At 72.4% G+C, this 18,725-nt stretch carries 13 protein-coding genes; 7 read left to right on the top strand and 6 right to left on the bottom strand.

Annotation, left to right across the window (positions count from 1 at the left end):
* Positions 1 to 83: 83 nt before the first annotated feature.
* The 7 genes from AB0K15_RS33820 to rpmJ all read left to right on the top strand — a co-directional run bounded on the left by AB0K15_RS33820 (position 84) and on the right by rpmJ (position 9,419).
* The gene (locus tag AB0K15_RS33820; RefSeq protein ID WP_364059773.1) at positions 84 to 1,238 is read left to right on the top strand and encodes an NAD-dependent epimerase/dehydratase family protein; all 1,155 of its coding nucleotides are present in this window, start codon (positions 84 to 86) and stop codon (positions 1,236 to 1,238) included.
* Positions 1,239 to 1,399: 161 nt separating this feature from the next.
* A complete protein-coding gene (locus tag AB0K15_RS33815; protein ID WP_364059771.1) occupies positions 1,400 to 2,740 on the top strand; it encodes an SWIM zinc finger family protein in 1,341 nt (446 codons plus the stop codon).
* A gap of 628 nt (positions 2,741 to 3,368) precedes the next feature.
* Positions 3,369 to 4,811 carry a DUF5691 domain-containing protein gene (locus tag AB0K15_RS33810; protein ID WP_364059768.1) on the top strand — a complete coding sequence of 481 codons (1,443 nt, stop codon included), beginning with the start codon at positions 3,369 to 3,371 and terminating at the stop codon, positions 4,809 to 4,811.
* Complete coding sequence (locus tag AB0K15_RS33805) at positions 4,808 to 5,893, top strand: AAA family ATPase (protein WP_360598374.1); 1,086 nt, start codon at positions 4,808 to 4,810, stop codon at positions 5,891 to 5,893. The genes AB0K15_RS33810 and AB0K15_RS33805 overlap by 4 nt, the downstream gene beginning before the upstream one ends.
* Positions 5,890 to 8,070: a DUF5682 family protein gene (locus AB0K15_RS33800; RefSeq protein WP_364059765.1), complete on the top strand. Its 2,181-nt coding sequence runs from the start codon at positions 5,890 to 5,892 to the stop codon at positions 8,068 to 8,070. Before AB0K15_RS33805 ends, AB0K15_RS33800 begins: the two co-directional genes overlap by 4 nt.
* On the top strand, positions 8,067 to 9,236 hold the full coding sequence (locus AB0K15_RS33795; protein WP_364059762.1) for a VWA domain-containing protein: 1,170 nt from the start codon (positions 8,067 to 8,069) through the stop codon (positions 9,234 to 9,236). Before AB0K15_RS33800 ends, AB0K15_RS33795 begins: the two co-directional genes overlap by 4 nt.
* A gap of 60 nt (positions 9,237 to 9,296) precedes the next feature.
* Positions 9,297 to 9,419, top strand: a complete 123-nt coding sequence (rpmJ, locus tag AB0K15_RS33790; protein WP_220241881.1) for a 50S ribosomal protein L36 — start codon at positions 9,297 to 9,299, stop codon at positions 9,417 to 9,419.
* 80 nt (positions 9,420 to 9,499) lie between these two features.
* On the opposite strand, the gene AB0K15_RS33785 is transcribed toward rpmJ, so the two are convergent.
* The 6 genes from AB0K15_RS33785 to AB0K15_RS33760 form a co-directional block, all read right to left on the bottom strand.
* Entirely contained in the window at positions 9,500 to 10,975 is a 1,476-nt protein-coding gene (locus tag AB0K15_RS33785) for an NAD(P)/FAD-dependent oxidoreductase (protein ID WP_364059925.1), read from the bottom strand.
* Positions 10,976 to 11,121: 146 nt separating this feature from the next.
* A complete protein-coding gene (locus tag AB0K15_RS33780) occupies positions 11,122 to 13,494 on the bottom strand; it encodes a polysaccharide lyase 8 family protein (protein WP_364059759.1) in 2,373 nt (790 codons plus the stop codon).
* A 196-nt stretch (positions 13,495 to 13,690) separates the two neighbouring features.
* A complete protein-coding gene (locus AB0K15_RS33775) occupies positions 13,691 to 15,187 on the bottom strand; it encodes an aldehyde dehydrogenase (NADP(+)) (RefSeq protein ID WP_364059756.1) in 1,497 nt (498 codons plus the stop codon).
* A 3-nt stretch (positions 15,188 to 15,190) separates the two neighbouring features.
* A complete protein-coding gene (locus AB0K15_RS33770) occupies positions 15,191 to 16,339 on the bottom strand; it encodes a hypothetical protein (RefSeq protein ID WP_364059753.1) in 1,149 nt (382 codons plus the stop codon).
* Between the two features lie 4 nt (positions 16,340 to 16,343).
* Positions 16,344 to 17,600: a glucarate dehydratase family protein gene (locus AB0K15_RS33765; RefSeq protein WP_364059750.1), complete on the bottom strand. Its 1,257-nt coding sequence runs from the start codon at positions 17,598 to 17,600 to the stop codon at positions 16,344 to 16,346.
* Positions 17,597 to 18,538 carry a 5-dehydro-4-deoxyglucarate dehydratase gene (locus AB0K15_RS33760; RefSeq protein WP_364059747.1) on the bottom strand — a complete coding sequence of 314 codons (942 nt, stop codon included), beginning with the start codon at positions 18,536 to 18,538 and terminating at the stop codon, positions 17,597 to 17,599. Before AB0K15_RS33760 ends, AB0K15_RS33765 begins: the two co-directional genes overlap by 4 nt.
* Positions 18,539 to 18,725: the final 187 nt, after the last annotated feature.

Raw genomic sequence — 18,725 nt, 5'->3', positions numbered from 1 at the left:
GATAGGTTCGGACGTGTTCAAGGCGTCATGTACAAAGAGGAATCAGCGTGCTTGTCGCGTAAACGATACGGAAAGGCTCTTCAATGCGAGTGCTGGTTCTCGGCGGTGACGGCTACCTCGGCTGGCCCACGGCATTGCACTTGTCGGACAAAGGCCACGAAGTGGCTGTTCTGGACAACTACGCCCGCCGCAAGTACGACGTAGAGCTCGAAGCCGAGAGTCTCGTCCCCATCGAAGACCTGCCCACGCGCATCGCGGCGTGGGAGGAGGTGTCGGGCAAGAAGATCGCGCTGTTCGAGGGCGACCTGTGCGACGCCGAGTTCACCTATTCGGCCGTGCGCGACTTCGCTCCCGATTCGATCGTCCACTTCGCCGAGCAGCGCTCCGCGCCGTACTCGATGATCGACCGCGAGCACGCCGTCTACACGCAGCAGAACAACGTCGTCGGCAACCTGAACGTGCTCTACGCGATCGCCGAGATCAACCCGGACATCCACCTGGTGAAGCTCGGCACGATGGGCGAGTACGGCACGCCCAACATCGACATCGAAGAGGGCTGGCTCGAGGTCGAGCACAACGGCCGCAAGGACCGCATGCTCTACCCGAAGAAGCCGGGTTCCTTCTACCACCTGTCGAAGGTGCACGACTCCCACAACATCGAGTTCGCGTGCCGCATCTGGGACCTGCGCGCGACCGACCTCAACCAGGGTGTCGTGTACGGCCAGCAGACGGCGCAGACCGCGCTCGACCCGCGCCTGGCGACCCGGTTCGACTACGACGCGGTGTTCGGCACCGTGCTGAACCGCTTCGTGATCCAGGCGGTGCTGGGTCAGCCGCTGACCGTCTACGGCAAGGGCGGTCAGACCCGCGGCCTGCTCGACATCCGCGACACCGTGGAGTGCATCCGGCTCGCCGTCGAGAACCCGGCCGACCGCGGCGAGTTCCGCGTGTTCAACCAGATGACGGAGAGCTACTCGGTCGCCCAGATCGCGGAGATCGTGGCGAACACCTTCCCCGGCCCGGTCCAGATCGAGAACCTGGACAACCCGCGGGTGGAGCAGGCCGAGCACTACTACAACGTGAAGCACACGGGGCTCGTGGAGCTGGGTCTGCAGCCGCACCTGCTGTCGGACACGCTGATCGAGTCGTTGTTCGACATCGTCGGTTCGAACAAGCACCGCGTGAACGACGAGCGCATGCGCCCGACCGTGCGCTGGCGGGGTGCGGTCAAGTCCTGACCCCGTTCGCCGCTTTGGCACCCTGAAACGCCGGATCGCCGTTGCGCGGTCCGGCGTTTTTCATCGCGGCCCGGCAGGTGTCGGAAACTGTCGGTGGTGGATGAGATGCTTCTCCGGTCAGCCCCTCACGGGGGTGGGAAACACGGAGCGGCAAGGGAAACGTGGCCGAACAGGTGGCAGCGCGCTGGAGTCCCGAGCAGGTCGCCGGGCTCGCGCCGGACCCGGCGTCGGCCAAGGCCGGGCGCGGGCTCGCGGTACCGGCGAAGTGGTCGGGCGCCGGCGCTTCGGCGCGGGCGGTGTGGGGTTCGTGCAAGGGCAGTGGCGCGAAGCCCTACCGCACGGTGGTCGAGCTGGCGGGGCCGGCGTTCAAGTGCACGTGCCCGTCGCGGAAGTTCCCGTGCAAGCACGCGCTGGGGTTGCTGCTGCTGTGGTCGGCGGAGCAGGTGACTTCCTCCGCCGAGGAGCCCGACGTCGCCACGTGGCTCGCGGAGCGTGAGGCGCGGGCATCGCGCGCGGAACGCAAGCCGGACGCGCCGAAGGACCTGGAAGCCGCGGCGAAACGCGCGCAGGAGCGGCTCGCGCGCGTGACCGCGGGCGCGGCCGAGTTGCGTGGCTGGCTGACCGATCGCGTCGGGGCCGGTCTCGCGAGCTTCGAGAGCAGTGGTTTCGCGGATGGCTCGGGTTCCGGCGGCGGCGCCGAGCAGCTGCGCGCGGTGGCCGCACGGATGATCGACGCCCAGGCCCCCGGCCTGGCGGGCGGGCTGCGGCGCGCGGCCGGCCTCGTCGGGCGCGGCCGCGACTGGCCGGGTGACCTGCTGGCCGAGCTGTCGCTGCTGTACGTGCTGGCCGGCGCGGCCCTTCGCCTGGACGAACTGCCCGCGCCGCTGGCCGAAACCGTGCGCACGCGCCTGGGGTTCTCGGCGGGCACCGCGCAGGTGCTGGAGTCGGGCGAACGCGTCGCCGACCAGTGGCTCGTGACCGGCGCGGTCGACGACGAACAGGACAACCTCCGCACCCGGCGCACGTGGCTGCGCGGCCGCCACTCCGGGCGCGTGGCGCTGGTCCTGTCCTTCGCCCCGCCGGGGCGCCCGTTGGACAGCTCCCTGCCTCCCGGCTACGTCGTTCCCGGCGAACTGGCCTTCCACCCGGGCGCGCTGCCGTTGCGCGCGCTCGTCGCCGACCGCACCGAAGCCGTGCCGACGCCGGTCCCCCGCGGCGACACCGTCGCGGACGCGTTGGCGGGGTTCGCCGAGGCCCTCGCCGTGGACCCGTGGCTCGACCGCTGGCCCGTGCTCCTGTCCGACCTCACCCCCGCCCGCCACGACGGCGGCTGGGCCCTGTCCGATGTGGACGGTGCAGCCCTGCCCCTGCTGCCGGGCGTCGACCCGTGGCCCCTGCTGGCCCTCGCCGCCGAACACCCGGTGACCCTCGCGGCCGAACTGACCCCGTCCGGCCTGCGCCCTCTGACCTGCTGGCACCCGAACGGCGTGGTGCGCCTGTGACCTCGACACTGTGGAAGACCCCGGAAACCTTGGCACCACACGAAACCCTGCCCACGGCACGTCGCCCCGCTGTGCCGGCGGCGCCGCCTTCGCGCCACGCGAACCCGGTCGCGCCAAGGCTTCGCCCGAACGTCGCGACCGGCGCACTGTTCCGGGTGCGCCCGGCCAATCGGCGCAGGCCGGCAACGCACCCCGCAACCACGTGCTCGACCGACGCCGGTCACCGTCGCGCAGGCACGGCCGGACAAGGCGTGCCAACGAACCCGACCAAACAACCCAGGCCGGCAACGCACCACACAACCACGTGCTCGCCCCAGGCCCAGCCCCATCCGACGACCACGGCCAGACAACAAGTCCCGGCGCGACCGACGAATCGGTGCAAGCCGGCAACGCACCACACAACCACCTGCTCGACCAAAGCTCAGCGCAGTGCAGCGAGCACGGCCGGACCGCAGCTCCCGACGCGCCCGCTCCGGTCAACCGAGCCGACCCCCCGCCCGGAAACGCACCTCCCGCACCCGTGCTCCACACCGGCGACCAGCGTCCCCACCGCGCCAACCACCCCCGCAAGTCGGGGCGTATGCCTGCCGTCGCGTCGTGGTCTGACGGCCGGGGCGGTGGTGGGCCGATGAAGGCATGGGAGGACCTCGTCGGCACGGCGCTGCTGGGCACGCGCCGCCGGGGTCTGGACCTGAGCGGGTTGCCGGCCGACGTGCGCGAGGTCGTGGGCGAGGCCGAGGACCGGGCGGACGCCGTGCTCGCCACCGCGGCGTTGCTCACCAACTACCGCCGGGCGGGCCGGCTGCCTGTCGCGAACGCGCGCCGCGAAGAGCCGGCGAAGCCCGACGGGCGGCCGTTCGTCCCGCCGCTCGCGCGGGAGCGGCTGGCGCGGTTGCTGCACGCGAACCGGCCCGAGCTGCTCGAGGAGTGGCTGCACACGGCGGCCGGGCGGGGGTTCCGGGTGAGCCCGGAGCTGCTGCCGGCGCTGGCGGACGCGGCGCGGGCGCGGGTGTCGTTGCGGGCGCCGCTCGCGGAGGTGGCGGGGCCGGTCGGGGCGTGGCTGGGCGAACGCAACAGCGACTGGGCGTTCCTGGTCGCCGAGGTCGAGGACGACGGCGACGACGCCTGGCAGTTCGGCACACCGGCGCGGCGCCAGGCGTGGTTCGACCGGGCGCTCGCGAAGGATCCGGCGGCGGCGCGCGCGGCGCTCACGGCCACGTGGCGCACCGAGCCGGCCGACCTGCGCGCCGCGTTCCTGGGGATGCTGGGCCGGCACCTCACGCGGGACGACGAGCCGTTCCTCGACGCCGCGCTGGCCGATCGGGCGGCGGCGGTGCGCGACACGGCCGTGCGGCTGCTCGGCGGGCTGCCCGACACGGGGCTCGGCAAACGGATGGCGGCGCGGCTGCGGGAGTGCGTCACCGTGCGCAGCCGGGCGCTGCGGGCCGACGTCCTGCAGGTCGCGCTGCCGGGGCCGGACGACTCGCTGGTGCGCGACGGCGTCCGCGTGCCCCACGGACCGGGGCAGGACACCGCGCGGCTGCGGGCGGTCATCGCCGCCACTCCCCTGGCGTTCTGGGCGGAGTTCGGCACGCCGGGTGACCTCGTGGGCATGCTCGTGGAAGGCTGCCCGCTCGCCGTGGTGCGCGAAAGCTGGGCCACGGCGGCGATCCGGCAGCGCGACGAGGCGTGGGCGCAGGCGCTCGTGGAAGCCGAACCCGGCGGCCGGGCCACGGCGGCGCTCGTCGGTGTGCTCGCGCCGGAGAAGCAGGCCGCCACCGTCGCGAAGCTGGCGCGCGGCCTGAAGGTCGAGGCGCTCACCCGGCTGATCCTCGACCTGCCGCAACCGTGGTCCGAGGAGCTCGGCCGGGTGCTGCTCGACTGGGTCGGCGCGCAGCAGGACCACCGGCTCGTGGCCCACGCCGCCGCGCTCATCGCCAAGGCCGTGCCGCCGGCTTGCCTGCGCCACCGCCTGGCCCTGATCCCCCAGCCCGGCGAAGCCGCCCCGTGGCGGCGCGCCGTGGCCGAAACCCTGACTTTCCGCCGCGAAATGCACGAGGAGCTCTCATGACGTCCGCAGTCCTCCGGCCCCACGCCGAGCAGGAGTACGCCGGTGAACTGGCCGCGCTGGCCGCGGCCGACGACCGCGCCAAGCCGCCGTCGTGGCTGCTCTCGCCCTGGGCCGTGGTCACGTACCTGCTGGGCGGCACGCTGCCCGACGGCACCGAGATCAGCCCGAAGTACGTCGGTCCGCGCCGCCTGATCGAGGTCGCCGTCGCCACGCTCGCCACCGACCGCGCGCTGCTGCTGCTCGGTGTGCCGGGCACCGCGAAGACCTGGGTGTCGGAGCACCTCGCCGCCGCCATCAGCGGCGACTCCACGCTGCTGGTGCAGGGCACGGCGGGCACGGCCGAAGAGCAGATCCGCTACGGCTGGAACTACGCGCGCCTGATCGCCGAAGGCCCGAGCGAGCAAGCGCTCGTGGAGAGCCCGATCCTGCGCGCCATGCGCGACGGCAAGGTGGCCCGCCTCGAGGAGCTCACCCGCATCCCGGCCGACGTGCAGGACTCGCTGATCACCGTCCTGTCGGAGAAGACCCTGCCCGTGCCCGAACTCGGCACGGAGGTTCAGGCGCGCCCCGGCTTCACGCTCGTGGCCACCGCGAACAACCGCGACAAGGGTGTGAACGAGCTGTCGAGCGCGTTGCGCCGCCGGTTCAACACGGTGGTGCTGCCGCTGCCGGACACCGCCGAGGCCGAGGTGGAGATCGTCAGCCGCCGGGTCGCGCAGCTGGGCGCCTCGCTCGCCCTGCCGGCCGAAGCCGCCGAACTGGCCGAGATCCGCCGGGTCGTCACGGTGTTCCGCGAACTGCGCGCCGGCCGCACCGAGGACGGGCGCACGGCGGTCAAGACCCCGTCGGGCACCCTGTCGACGGCCGAGGCGATCAGCGTGCTCACCGGCGGGCTCGCGCTCGCCGCGCACTTCGGGGACGGCGTACTGCGGGCGCAGGACGTCGCGGCCGGCATCCACGGCGCCGTGGTGAAGGACCCGGTCGCCGACCGCGCGATCTGGATCGAGTACCTCGAGACCGTGGTCCGCGAACGCGACGGCTGGGCGGACTTCTACCGCGCGGGGCAGGAGATCAGCGGATGACCACGCACCTGCTCGGGATCCGGCACCACGGGCCGGGTTCGGCTCGGGCGGTCGCCGCAAGGCTCGCCGAGCTGGAGCCCGACGTGGTGCTCATCGAGGGCCCGCCCGAAGCCGACCGGCTCGTGGACCTGGCGGCCGACGAGGACATGCGGCCGCCGGTCGCGTTGCTCGCGTACGCGGCCGAGGACGTGTCGCGCGCGGCGTTCTGGCCGTTCGCGGTGTTCAGCCCCGAGTGGCAGGCCCTGCGCTACGCCGCGGAAGCCGGGGTGCCGGTGCGGTTCTGCGACCTGCCGGCCACGCACCAGTTCGCGCTCGGCGACGAGGACCGCGTGCCGCGCACCGACCCGCTCGCCGAGCTGGCGGCCGCGGGCGGGTACGACGACCCCGAGCGGTGGTGGGACGACGTCGTGGAGTCGCGGCGCGGCGGGGAGTCGCCGTTCGAGGTGATCGCGGACGCGATGACCGCGCTGCGCGAGGACGAACGCCCGGCGGACCTCCACGAACAGCGCCGCGAAGCGTACATGCGCGGCGTGCTGCGCAAGACGCGCAAGGAAGGCTTCGAGCGCATCGCCGTGGTGTGCGGCGCGTGGCACGTCCCGGCGCTGGCCGATCCCCTGCCGCCGGCGAGCCACGACCAGACCGTCCTCAAAGGACTGCCGAAACGCAAGGTCGTGTGCACGTGGGTGCCGTGGACGCACGGCCGGCTCGCGACGGCGAGCGGTTACGGCGCGGGCGTGCGCTCGCCCGGCTGGTACCACCACCTGTTCACCACGGCCGACGACGTCACCGCGCGCTGGCTCACCGCCGTCGCCGGGGTGCTGCGCGAGGAGGACCTGCCGGTCTCGACCGCGCACGTGATCGAGGCCGTGCGGCTGGCCGAGACGCTGGCGGCGCTGCGCGGCCGCTCCTCGGCGGGCCTGGCGGAGGTCGACGCCGCGACGCGCTCGGTGCTGTGCTCGGGCGACGACGTGCAGGCCGACCTCGTCACGCGCAAGCTCGTGGTCGGCGAACGGCTCGGCGAAGTCCCCGAATCCGTGCCGCAGGCTCCGCTGGCGGCCGACCTGATCGCGACCGCGCGCCGGCTGCGGCTCAAGCGCGAGCCGGCCGCGCGCGAGCTCGATCTCGACCTGCGCACGCCCGGCGGCCTCGACCGCTCGCGGCTGCTGCACCGGCTGCGCCTGCTCGACATCCCTTGGGGCACCCCGGAAATCTCGGCGACCCGCAGCAAGGGCACGTTCCGAGAGACGTGGACGCTGTGCTGGGAGCCGGGCTTCGAGGTCGACCTGGTCGCGGCCGCCGTGCACGGCACCACGGTCGCGTCGGCGGCGTCCGCCCGGGTGCGCGAGGCCATGGCCGGCAAGCCGCCACTCGCCGACATCACCACGGCCGTCGAGGGCTGCCTGCTCGGCGGCCTCGGCGACGCGCTGCCGGAGGTGCTGACCGCGCTGGACGTCCGCGCGGCGGCCGACACCGACGTCGCCGACCTGATGACCTCGCTGCCCCCGCTGGCCCGGTCCACCCGCTACGGCGACGTGCGCCGAACCGACACCGCGCAGCTGCGGGAGGTCGCGGACCGCCTGCTCACCCGCGTGTGCGCCGGGCTGCCGCCGGCGGTCCACGGCATCGACGACGACGCGGCCCGGAAGTTCTGCGACCTGATCGACAACGTCCACGAAGCCACGACCCTCCTCGGCGACGCGGCGCGCGAACGCTGGCTCACGGCGCTGCGCAAGCTCGCCGGCCGCGACTCCCTGCCGCCGCTGCTGGCCGGCCGCATCGTGCGCTTGCTGCACGACGCCGACCTGTTCGACAGCGCGGAGGTGGAGCTGCGGCTCGGCCGCGCGCTCACCCCCGGTGTCGAGCCGGCCGCGGGCGCGGCCTACGTCGAGGGCTTCTTCGCCGGCGGCGCGCTCCTGCTGGTCCACGACGAGCGCATGCTGCGGGTGGTCGACACCTGGCTGGGCACCATCCCGTCCGCCGTGTTCACGGAGGTGCTTCCCTTGCTGCGGCGCACTTTCGGCGCGTTCGCGGGACCGGAGAAACGCGCCATCGGCCAACGCGCCGCCACCCTCTCCGGCGGTGCCCCCGCGGCTCGCCTCGCCGCCGACGAGCTGGACGAGGTCCGCGCCCGCAGTGCCCTGCCCGTGCTCGCGACCCTTCTCGGAGCAGCGTCATGACCACCCCGGACCTCGATCGCCTGCGCCGCTGGCGCCTCGTGCTCGGCGGCGGCGAAGACGGCACCGGCCGCTCGCTGTCCGAAGAGGACAGCGGCCTCGACGCTGTCCTCGCGGCGCTCTACGACCGGCGCGACGAGCCCGTCCGCTCGGGCGACCGCCGCGGCGCGACCTTGAACTCCTCGGCGCCGCGCGTGGCCCGCTGGCTCGGCGACATCCGGCGGTACTTCCCGGGTTCGGTCGTCCAGGTGATGCAGCGCGACGCCGTCGACCGGCTCGGCCTCACCCGCATGCTGATGGAACCGGAGCTGCTGAGCGCGGTCGAGCCCGACGTGCACCTCGTCGGCACGCTGCTGTCGCTCAACGGCGTGCTGCCCGAGGAGACGAAGGAGACGGCGCGCTCGGTCGTGCGCACCGTCGTGGCCGAGCTCGAACAGCGGCTGGCCGAACCCACCCGCGCGGCGATCCGGGGCGCGCTCGACCGGGCCGCCCGCACGCAGCGCCCGCGCGCGGCGGACATCGACTGGGCCCGCACCGTGCGCACGAACCTGAAGCACTACTCCCCCGAGCTGAAGACCATCGTGCCCGAGCGGCTGGTCGGCTTCGGCCGGCGGCAGCACAGCGTGCAGCGCGAGGTGATCCTGGCCGTGGACCAGTCCGGGTCGATGGCCGAGTCGGTGGTGTACTCGGGCCTGTTCGGTGCCGTGCTCGCGTCCATGCGGGCGCTGAGCACGAAGTTCGTCGCGTTCGACACGGCCGTGGTCGACCTCACCGAGCACCTCGACGACCCCGTCGAGCTCCTCTTCGGCACCCAGCTCGGCGGCGGCACCGACATCAACCGCGCCATCACCTACTGCCAGGGCCTCGTCGAACGCCCCGAGCAGACGCTGCTGGTGCTCATCAGCGACCTCTACGAGGGCGGCGTGCGCGAGGAGCTCCTGCGCCGCGTCGGCGAGCTGGTCGGCTCGGGCGTGCAGGTCGTGACCCTGCTGGCCCTGTCGGACTCCGGCGCGCCGTTCTACGACCACGAGAACGCCGCCGCGCTGGCCGAGCTCGGGGTGCCGGCCTTCGCGTGCACCCCGGACCTGTTCCCGGAGCTGATGGCCGCGGCCCTGCGCCGCGAGGACCTCGGCCGCTGGGTGAGCGCCGCCACCGCGAGCGGGGATTAAACCGACCGGTCATCTGGTTGAAGCAGACAGAACGAGACTTCGAAGAGAGGACGGGTAACCATGAAGGTTCGCGCGTCGGTCAGGTCGCTGGCTCGCCAGCAGGGGGCGCAGGTCATCCGCAGGCACGGCAAGATCCTGGTGATCAACCGTGACAACCCGCGGAACAAGGCTCGCCAGGGCTGAGCAGCACGGCGTCGGGCGCCATCCACCTCAGGTGGGTGGCGCCCTTCTTTTATGCGCTCAGCGTGCGCTCGGCCGTGCGCTCAGACCGGCGTCGGGATGCGCTCGTCCGCCCGGCGAAAGGCCATGACCCCGTCGTCGAGCCGGTTGAGCCGCATGTCGGCCAGGTCCAGCAGGTAGTTCTGGCGCATCACCCACGGGCGGCGGCCGCCTTGTTTCGGCAGGGCCGCGGTGGCGCGTTTGATGTAGCCCGACATCAGGTCGACGACCGGGCGCAGGCCCGTGGTCGGGGCGCGGCCGGGGTCGGGGGCGCAGGCGACGTAGCCGTGGCGGTCCATGTGCGAGATCAGCCGGCAGACGTACTGGGAAGCCAGGTCGGCGCGCAGCGTCCACGAGTTGTTGGTGTAGCCCACGCACCACGCGAGGTTGGGGATGCCGCCGAACATCATGCCCTTGTAGACGAGCTGCTCGCCCGGGTCGATGGCACGCCCGTCGACGGTCAACGCGACCTGGCCGAACGCGACCATCCGCAGGCCGGTCGCGGTGACGATGACGTCGGCGGGCAGCTCGCGGCCCGACTCCAGCCGGATGCCGTCCGGGGTGAAGCGCGTGATGTGGTCGGTGACCACGTCGGCCTTGCCGCTGCGCAGCGCGCGGAACAGGTCGGCGTCGGGCACCAGGCACAGGCGCTGGTCCCACGGGTTGTAGTCGGGCACGAAGTGCGGGTCGACGGAGATGGACGGCGGCAGCTGCTTGGCCACGCCGTCGCGCAGCACCGCGGCGGCGCGCTCGGGCAGGCGGCGCATGAGCTGGAAGAACAGCGTGCCCATCACGACGTTCTTGCCGCGCACCAGCCGGTGCGCCAGGTTCTCCGGCAGTACGGCCCGCAGACGGTCGGCCAGCGCGTCGGCTCCGGGGCGCGCGACGACGTAGCTCGGCGAGCGCTGCAGCATGGTCACCGAAGCCGCTTCGGGCGCCATCGCCGGGACCAGCGTCACGGCCGTGGCGCCGCTGCCGATCACGACGACGTTCTTGCCCGCGTAGTCCAGGTCCGCGGGCCAGTGCTGCGGGTGCACGATCTCGCCGGCGAAGTCCTCGCGGCCCGGGAAGTCGACGACGTGGCCGCTGTCGTAGCTGTAGTAGCCGCTGCACAGGTACAGGAACGAGCAGGTGAACGTGACCGTCGAACCGTCGTGCTCGGCCTCCACCGTCCAGTGGGCGTCGGCCGAGGACCAGGAAGCGGACACCACGCGGTGCCCGAAGCGGATGTGGCGCTCGACGCCGTAGGCCTCGGCCGTGGCGCGGATGTAGCTGAGGATCGAGGGGCCGTCGGCGATGGCCTTCGGGTCCTTCCACGGCCGGAACGGGTAACCGAGCGTGAACATGTCCGAGTCGGACCGGATGCCCGGGTAGCGGAAGAGGTCCCAGGTCCCGCCGATCGAGTCGCGGGCCTCCAGGATCGCGTACGTCTTGCCGGGAGTCCGCAGCTGGAGGCGGCACGCCGCCCCGATCCCGGACAACCCCGCACCTACCACGAGGACGTCGACGTGCGTGGCGATCGTGATCACTCTCCCCGGCTCGAGCGTGTTCCCGAGATCATACCGTCGGAATGCCTTCTTCGGCCCGGCCCGGGCAGAACGAGGTTCGGAAGTGGGGCCCTGCCGGGCCGGGCGGGGAATCACCGGCCCGGCAGGGAAACCAAGGGTCAGCGCGGCAGGTTGACCACCTGTGTCGCGCCGAAGGTGCCCTTCAGCGGCACCTCCACGGTCTGGCGCCGCACCGTCACCCGGACGCTGTCCTGCGACTGGGTCGGATCCGAGACGGCGAGCTGCCAGCCCGCGCCGCTGCGCCCCAGTGCCACCGAAGCCGGACCTGAGACAGTCACCTCATCCACAGTATCCGCCTTGTAGAAGTTCGCGAGGAGTGTGTTGTCCCACAGCCGAATCGCCTGAACGGCGGCTGTGTTCGCCCGCACTCGCCACGCGAGCACCGAAGCGACGGTGTTCACGACCGAAGCCGCGGGCAACACCGCATACGCGTACTTCGCGTCCGACGGCTTCACTCCGTGCTCGATCACGAGCTTCTGGTAACGCCGCGTGTACGGATCGGTCGTGCCCTTGGTGTTCGCGCCCGTGTCGATGTCGCGCCACGCGCCGGTGCGGTCCTCGCGCAACGCGGTCACGTCGGCCTTGTCGAGCAGCACGTAGCCGGCGACGTCATCGAGGTGCAGCCAGTGCGGGTTGCGCAGCGTCGTCGAGCGCCCCGGCGCGGACGAGACGAGCCGCGCGTCGGCCAGCAACGTGCCCCGGCCGTTCTCCCCCAGGTTGCGGTTCTCGATCGTGGTCCGCACCTGCCGGCCCGACGTATCGGTGATCCCCGCGCCGAGGCAGACGACGCCCGCCGGCGTGAAGAACCACGACTTCTTCGCGGTCAACGTGCCGTCGAGCGACACGAAGTCCATCGCGTACCCGCCGTGGCGCGCGTCCCAGCGCACGCCGCCGACGTGGGCCCTGGTCGACATCGGCGTGGACTGCAGCGCGCCCGTCGGCCCGGCCTTCGTCGTGGCGCCCGGCAGCAGCAGCGGGTCGACGGTCGGCCAGTAGGCGTCGGAGTAGTGGCCTTTGGCGTTCGGCAGGAACAGGTAGAGCACGCCGTCGCCGACGTACCAGCCGTGCTGGTTCATGCCGTTGATCGACTCGTAGCGCGAGATCCGCGTGGACCCCACGGCGAGCGAGCTCGACCAGCCCTCGGTCACGTGCAGCATCCGGTCCTGCTGGCCGAAGATCCGGTGCGTGGCCGTGATCGGCGTCGGCCGCACGTGGGTCGCGAGCATCTCCTGCGCGAACTCGATGCCCGGCGTCGCCACGAGGTCCGGGCCCGGCGCGAACCGCTCCGGGTCGGGGATCTCCAGGAACGGCGCGTACGTGCCTTCGGAGATCCACTTCGCAGCGAGACCCGACAGCTCGGCCTTGGCCGCACCGGTGGCCGCGCGCGCCAGCACGAGTGTGGCGACGGTGAGCTGGTGGCCGATGTCGTGGCCGGTCTCGCCCTGGCGCGAGAGCATCCGCCCGCGCACCGGCTCCATCAGCGCGCCCGCGTAGACGAACGGCGCGAAGGTGTCGGGCACCAGCGCGTAGATCTTCTGCTTGAGGTCCTCGGGGAGGGTGTACTCGGTGCCCTCGGTCACGTGGATCGCGCCGGAGAGCGCGGTCAGCAGCACGATGCCGTAGTGCCCGGGGTACGGGATGGTGTCGTGCTGGATGAACGAGCCGTCGACGTGGAAGCCGTCGCTGCCCGACTTGTCGAGTTTGGCCACGAGGCTCGCCGCGCCGCCGCCGGCGACGTCGGTGAGCGCGTCGATGCCCGTCCTGATCCACGCGGTGTCGCCGATGAGCGCGCCGGAGACGATGGAGATCAAGGCCTTGTCGGCACGGTTGGCGCCGGTCTCGACGGTGCCCGGGCTGTTGGCCCGCACGTTGGGGTTGCCCACGAACCGCTTGATCGGGCTGACGTAGCGCGCGAGCTCGTCGGCCGTCAGCTCGCCGGCGACCGTGACGAGCGTGTGCAGCACGTAGTACGGCACACCGATCTCGTAGGTGTACCAGTTGCCGATCTCGCCGACCTGCGGGTTGTACTGGCTCGCGTAGATCAGCTCGAGCGCCTTCTTGATGCGGTCGAGCACCTGCGGGTCACCCGAGAGGGTGCCGCCCGGCGTGCCCCAGTCGACGGCGATGGCCCGAAGCCGCGCGTACATCGACGTGGTGTAGTCGCTGCCCGGCCCGAGCGGCAGATCGGTCCACAATGGACCACCGGTGACGGTCATCGTGTCGTTGTAGGCCTTCGCGACGCGGCCGAGGTTCTTCAACGCGGCCGTGCGCTCGGGCGAGGGCCGGTTGATCCCGGTTTGCAGCTCGCGGTAGCCGGCCACGATCGCTTTGAGCGGATCGGCGGGCGCGGCACCCGCCGGCGCGGCGGGCGCGGCACCCGCCGCGAACGCCGGGTGCGCGGCGGCGGTCAGGGCCACCGAGGCGGCCGCGACGGCGCCGCCGCGCAGGGCAGTTCTCCGGTTTACGGGCATGACAATGCCTCCCAGGATCAAGACGTCCTTGGCTTGCGGGATTTTCGGGGACCTGACAGTGCCGATCGTTGCCGATCCGACCACAGTCACGGTCGAATGGCTTCGTAGCAACGATTACGTGCCGCGTGGGGTCGGCCTGCTTTTGGCCGGATCGGCACCAGGAGAATTCAGTTGTGGTTACTCGGCGGAGAAACGGTCAGCGCGCTCCGTCCGTGCGCCGCGGCAGCTGCCACGGGTTCTGCTCCTGCAGCGGCTCGGGCAGCAGCGCGTCGGGGAAGCCCTGCCACGCGACCGGGCGCAGGAACCGCTCGATGGCGGCGGTGCCGACCGACGTGGTGGTGGGCGCGGTGGTGGCCGGGTAGGGGCCGCCGTGCTGCTGCGCCCAGCTCACCGTGACGCCGGTGGGCCAGTCGTTCCACAGCAGCCGCCCGGCGAGGCGGGTCAGCGAAGGCAGCAGCGGGCGGACGTAGTCGGCCTCGTCCTCCTCGCCCTGCACCGTCGCGGTCAGGCCCGGCTCCAGCGTGTCGAGCACGCCGATGAGCTCGTCGGCGTCGCTGTAGGTGACGATGAGCGACGCGGGACCGAAATGCTCCTCGCGCACCGCTTCCCCGCCGGCCAGGAACTCCTTGGCCGTGGTGGAGAGCAGGCTCGGGGTGAACGACTCGCCCTGGTGCGTGCCGTCCACGACCGTGGTCACGCCCGGGGCCTGGCGCAGCTCGGACAGTTTGTGCGCGAAGCCCTGCGCGATGCGCTCGTTGAGCATCGGCTGGCCCGCGACGGCGCCGACGGCCTCGCGCAGCGCGTCGTCGAGACCGTGGCCCTCGGGCAGGAACAGCAGGCCCGGCTTCGTGCAGAACTGGCCGGCACCGAGGCTGAACGATCCCGCGTACGCCTTCGCCACGGCCTCACCGCGCCGGGCGACCGCGCCCGGGGTCACGACGACCGGGTTCACGCTGCCGAGCTCGCCGTAGAACGGGATCGGCGTGGGCCGCGAGACGGCGATGTCGAACAGCGCGCGCCCGCCCGGCACGGAGCCGGTGAACGACGCGGCCTGGACGCGCGGGTCCTTGAGCGCGGTCACGCCCTGCTCGAACCCGTGGATCACGGCGAACGCGCCCGCGGGCGCGCCGGCGGCGGCGAGCGCCCCGACCACGATCTCACCCGTGCGCGTGGACAGCTCCTCGTGGCCCGGGTGCGCCTTGAGGATCACCGGGCAGCCCGCGGCCAGCGCGGACGCGGTGTCGCCACCCGCGACGCTGAAGGCGAACGGGAAGTTGCTGGCCGCGAACACCAGCGTCGGGCCGATCGGCACGAGCACGCGGCGGATGTCGGGACGCGGCCCCATGGGCCACTCGGCGTCGGCGTGGTCGACGGTGGCTCCCAGGAACGCGCCGTCACGCAGGACCTGGCCGAACAGGCGCAGCTGGAACGTGGTGCGGGCGAGCTCGCCCTTCAGGCGCGGCGCCGCGGGCAGGTGGGTCTCGGTGTGGGCGAGGGCGATCAGCGCCTCGGCTTCGGCGTCGAGAGCGTCGGCGGCGGCTTCGAGCCAGCCGGCGCGCTCGGCGGGAGTGCTCGCCGCGAACGGGCGGGCGGCCGCGGCCGCGGCGGCGAGGGTGCGCTCGAGCTCCGGTGCGGAGGTTTCTCGGCTCATGGTGGAACGTGTCTCCTCGGTGGATCGCTCAGGTTCAGGCACGGTTCAGGGCAGGCTGCGTGCGGCCGCCGTGGCCGCGTGCAGGTCCGGCCACCGGCCGGGACCCGCCAAGCCCAGATGGTAGAGGTGCAGCTCGGCCGCGCCGGCCTTGCCGAGCTCGGTCACGTACGCCTCGATGTCGGGCACCGGGCTCGCGGCGACGGCGGTGATGTAGCTGCCCACCGCCACATCCTCGGGCAGCGCCCGCCGGGCCGCGGCCACGGCGTCGACGCTGCCCTGGCCCGGCGCCCAGTTCTGCAGCACGACCACCGCGGCGTCGCCGGCCGCGGCCGGTGTGAGGCCGGGCAGCGCGCCGGTGACCCACGGGTCGAGCGCGCCGTGCAGCACGATCCGCGTGCCCGGGGCCAGCTCGGCGAGCACGGCGGCGCGCAACGCGTCGGTGGCACGCCGGCGCCCGGCGAGCACGGTGTCCTTGAGCGCGGCCGGCAGCCGGTCCTCGGTCGCGGTGAGGTCGGCCGCGCCGAGCAGCCGGCGGACCTCCGTGCGCAGCGTCCGGCGCACCTCGGCGGCGTCGAGACCGGTCCAGCCTTCGGCGCACGCCTCGCAGCAGCAGATCGACAGCAGGCGCGCCGTGGCGGGCGCCCACACCCCGTCGGTCTTCTCGTGCTGGTGCTGGTGCACCGCGCCGAGCGGGCCGCAGGCCTCGAGGATCACCGACGAGAGTTCCAGGCCCGCGACGGCCTCCGCGGCCAGCGTCGCCGCGTACTCCCGCACGGCGGGCCGGGCCGGGCACAGGGCCCACGGGTAGGACTCGCCGAAGCAGTTCTGCACGGTGTGCTGCGGGAAAGCCGTGCCCAGCTGCGAATTGTGCGTGAGCACGATCCAGGCGGCGGCGGGGATCCCCGCCGCGTTGAGCAGGCGCACGGCGTCGCCGCCACTGTCGGGCTGCGTGACCCAGTCCGGAGTGGACGGACGCAGTTCCCTGCCCTGCCAGGCTTCTTCGCGCACGGGCCGGTAGCTCGCCGCCGTGCGCGCGATCACCGAGGTGCGCTCGGCGGAGTACGGCGTGGCGGCCCGGGCGCTGTGGTAGGTCAGCGCCACGGCGACCTCGTCCACCTCCAGGTCCTGCGCACGCTCCACGAAGCCGGGGTCGTCCAGGACGTCCCAGGAGTAGGCGTATCCGGTCACCTTCACGGCGTCACCACCTCGCCGTGTTGGGTTCGAAGCCGGGCACGTAGGAGCGCATGTAGGTCACGTCGTCCCGTTTCGTCAGTCCACAGCGGACGTAGTCCTCGTGCGCGCGGGCCAGCGCGTCCTGGTCGAGCTCGATGCCCAGGCCCGGCTTGTCCGGCACGGCGACCGCGCCGTCGGCGAACTCCAGCACGCCGGGCACGATCACGTCGGTGGTCTTCCACGGCCAGTGCGTGTCACACGCATACGTCAGGTGCGGTGTCGCGGCGGCCACGTGCACCATCGCGGCCAGGCTGATGCCGAGGTGGCTGTTGGAGTGCATCGACAGCCCGACCCCGAAACTCTCGCACAGCACCGACAGCGCCTGCGTGTCGCGCATCCCGCCCCAGAAGTGGTGGTCCGACAGCAACACGCCGATCGCGCGGGCGCGGAAGGCGGGCTCGATGTCTCCGAAGTTGACCACGCACATGTTGGTGGCCAACGGCATGCTCGCCTCGGCCGCGACCCGCGCCATGCCCTCGATGCCCGGGGTCGGATCTTCGAGGTACTCCAGGACACCGTCGAGTTCGGCCGCGACCCGGACGCTCGTGTCGACGGTCCATGCCGCGTTCGGGTCGATCCGCAACGGATGACCGGGAAACGCCTCCGCCAGCGCGCGGATGCCCTCGACCTCCTCCTCAGGCGCGAACACCCCGCCCTTGAGCTTGATCGAGCGGAACCCGTACTGCTCGACCATGCGCCGCGCTTCGCCGACGAGCGCCGCCGGCGTGATCACCTCACCCCAGGAATCCACCTCGGCCCCGACGTGAGCGCCGTACTTGTAGAACAGGTACGCCGAGAAGTCCACGGCGTCGCGGGCCTTGCCGCCCAGCAGATCGACCACGGGTCGGCCCAGCACCTGCCCCTGCGCGTCCAGGCACGCGACCTCGAACAGCGAATACACGCTCGCGATCGTCTTGCGGATGGAGAAGCCGCCGATCAGCCCGTGCTCGTCGGTCAGCACCGTCCCGGCCAGCACCCGCGTGACGATCCGCTTCAGCCCCGGCAGGTCGAACACATCGTGCCCGGCCAGCTCCGGCACGACCTTGCGCACCTCGCCGAGAAACGCCGCGTCACCGTAGGACTCGCCGAGCCCGACGACACCGTCGTCGCACACCACCTGCACGACACTGCGCAACGCGAACGGCTCGTGCACCCCCATCACGTTCAGCAGCGGCGGGTCCGCGAACGCGACGGGCGTGAGCACCACATCCCGGATCTTCATCGGCTCTCGATCCCCTTGAGCACCTCGAACCCGCGCTCCACGATCCCGCCGAGCCGGTCGATCTGCTCGGTCGTCGGCTCCACCAGCGGCGGCCGGACCGTGCCGACCTTGTCGCCGCGCAGCCGGGCGGCGGCCTTGACCAGCGACACCGCGAAGCCCGGCGTCTCGTCGCGCAACGCCACCAGCGGCAGGTAGAACCCGGCCAGCAACGTGTCCATCACCTCGGTGTCGCCCTCGGCCAGCGCACGGTGGAAGCGGTGCGCGATCTCCGGCGCAAAGCAGTGCACCGCCGAGGAATACCGGGCCACGCCGATCGCCGCGTACGCCTTCGCGGAGACCTCCGCGGTCGGCAACCCGTTGAAGAACAGGAAATCCTCGGACCGCTGCGTGCCCAGCGACCGGATCGTGGTGACGATGCGCGTCATCACCTCCGCGTCGCCGTACCCGTCCTTGAGCCCGACGACCGACGGGATGTCGAGCAGCCGCGCGGCCGACGGCGCCGTGAACACCCCGGTGCTGCGGTGGTACACGATCACGGGCACCGACGTGTCGGCCACGGCGAACCGCACGAAATCGACCAGCCCCGCCTGCGGCCCGGAAACCAGGTACGGCGGCAGCAGCAGCACGCCGTCGGCGCCACCGGCCTGTGCCGCGGCCACGCCCGCGCGTGCGGCGGCCGCGCCGCCACCGGCCCCGATCCACACCGGCACGCGCCCGGCCACGACTTCACGCGCCCGCGCCAGCAGCGCCGCGATCTCGTCGGGCGACAGCGAGGAGAACTCGCCCGTGCCGCACGCGACGAACAACGCCCCCGCGCCGGCGGCCACGTGGCTCTCCACGTTCTCCGCGAACCCGTCGAGGTTCACCTCGAGGTCCTCGGTGAACGGCGTCAGCGGGAACGCCAGCAGGCCGTCCAGCTCGATCTTGGGCTGTGCCATCAGTTTCTGCTCTTTCCGTCCTCGTCGGGGCGTCCGGGTGGCGTGCCCGGCCACGGGTTCGACGATCCCACCGCCGCCGTCTCCGCGCTCGAGACCACCCCGGTGTTCACATTCTTGAATGGAGTCTGTTATGCTGATTATGTTCATCCATAAGAATGCTGTTCGGGACGCTAATATGGCCGGAGTC

Source organism: Amycolatopsis sp. NPDC049253, assembly GCF_040678995.1.
Classification (GTDB): domain Bacteria; phylum Actinomycetota; class Actinomycetes; order Mycobacteriales; family Pseudonocardiaceae; genus Amycolatopsis.
This window is presented reverse-complemented; position numbering and strand designations above follow the sequence as displayed.

What these genes read in the sequence shown, in the direction of transcription:
- AB0K15_RS33820 (WP_364059773.1), top strand. Translation starts at nt 84, where the DNA reads ATGCGAGTGCTGGTTCTCGGCGGTGACGGCTACCTCGGCTGGCCCACG.
- AB0K15_RS33810 (WP_364059768.1), top strand. Translation starts at nt 3,369, where the DNA reads ATGAAGGCATGGGAGGACCTCGTCGGCACGGCGCTGCTGGGCACGCGC.
- AB0K15_RS33805 (WP_360598374.1), top strand. Translation starts at nt 4,808, where the DNA reads ATGACGTCCGCAGTCCTCCGGCCCCACGCCGAGCAGGAGTACGCCGGT.
- AB0K15_RS33800 (WP_364059765.1), top strand. Translation starts at nt 5,890, where the DNA reads ATGACCACGCACCTGCTCGGGATCCGGCACCACGGGCCGGGTTCGGCT.
- AB0K15_RS33795 (WP_364059762.1), top strand. Translation starts at nt 8,067, where the DNA reads ATGACCACCCCGGACCTCGATCGCCTGCGCCGCTGGCGCCTCGTGCTC.
- rpmJ (WP_220241881.1), top strand. Translation starts at nt 9,297, where the DNA reads ATGAAGGTTCGCGCGTCGGTCAGGTCGCTGGCTCGCCAGCAGGGGGCG.
- AB0K15_RS33780 (WP_364059759.1), bottom strand. Translation starts at nt 13,494, where the DNA reads ATGCCCGTAAACCGGAGAACTGCCCTGCGCGGCGGCGCCGTCGCGGCC.
- AB0K15_RS33765 (WP_364059750.1), bottom strand. Translation starts at nt 17,600, where the DNA reads ATGAAGATCCGGGATGTGGTGCTCACGCCCGTCGCGTTCGCGGACCCG.
- AB0K15_RS33760 (WP_364059747.1), bottom strand. Translation starts at nt 18,538, where the DNA reads ATGGCACAGCCCAAGATCGAGCTGGACGGCCTGCTGGCGTTCCCGCTG.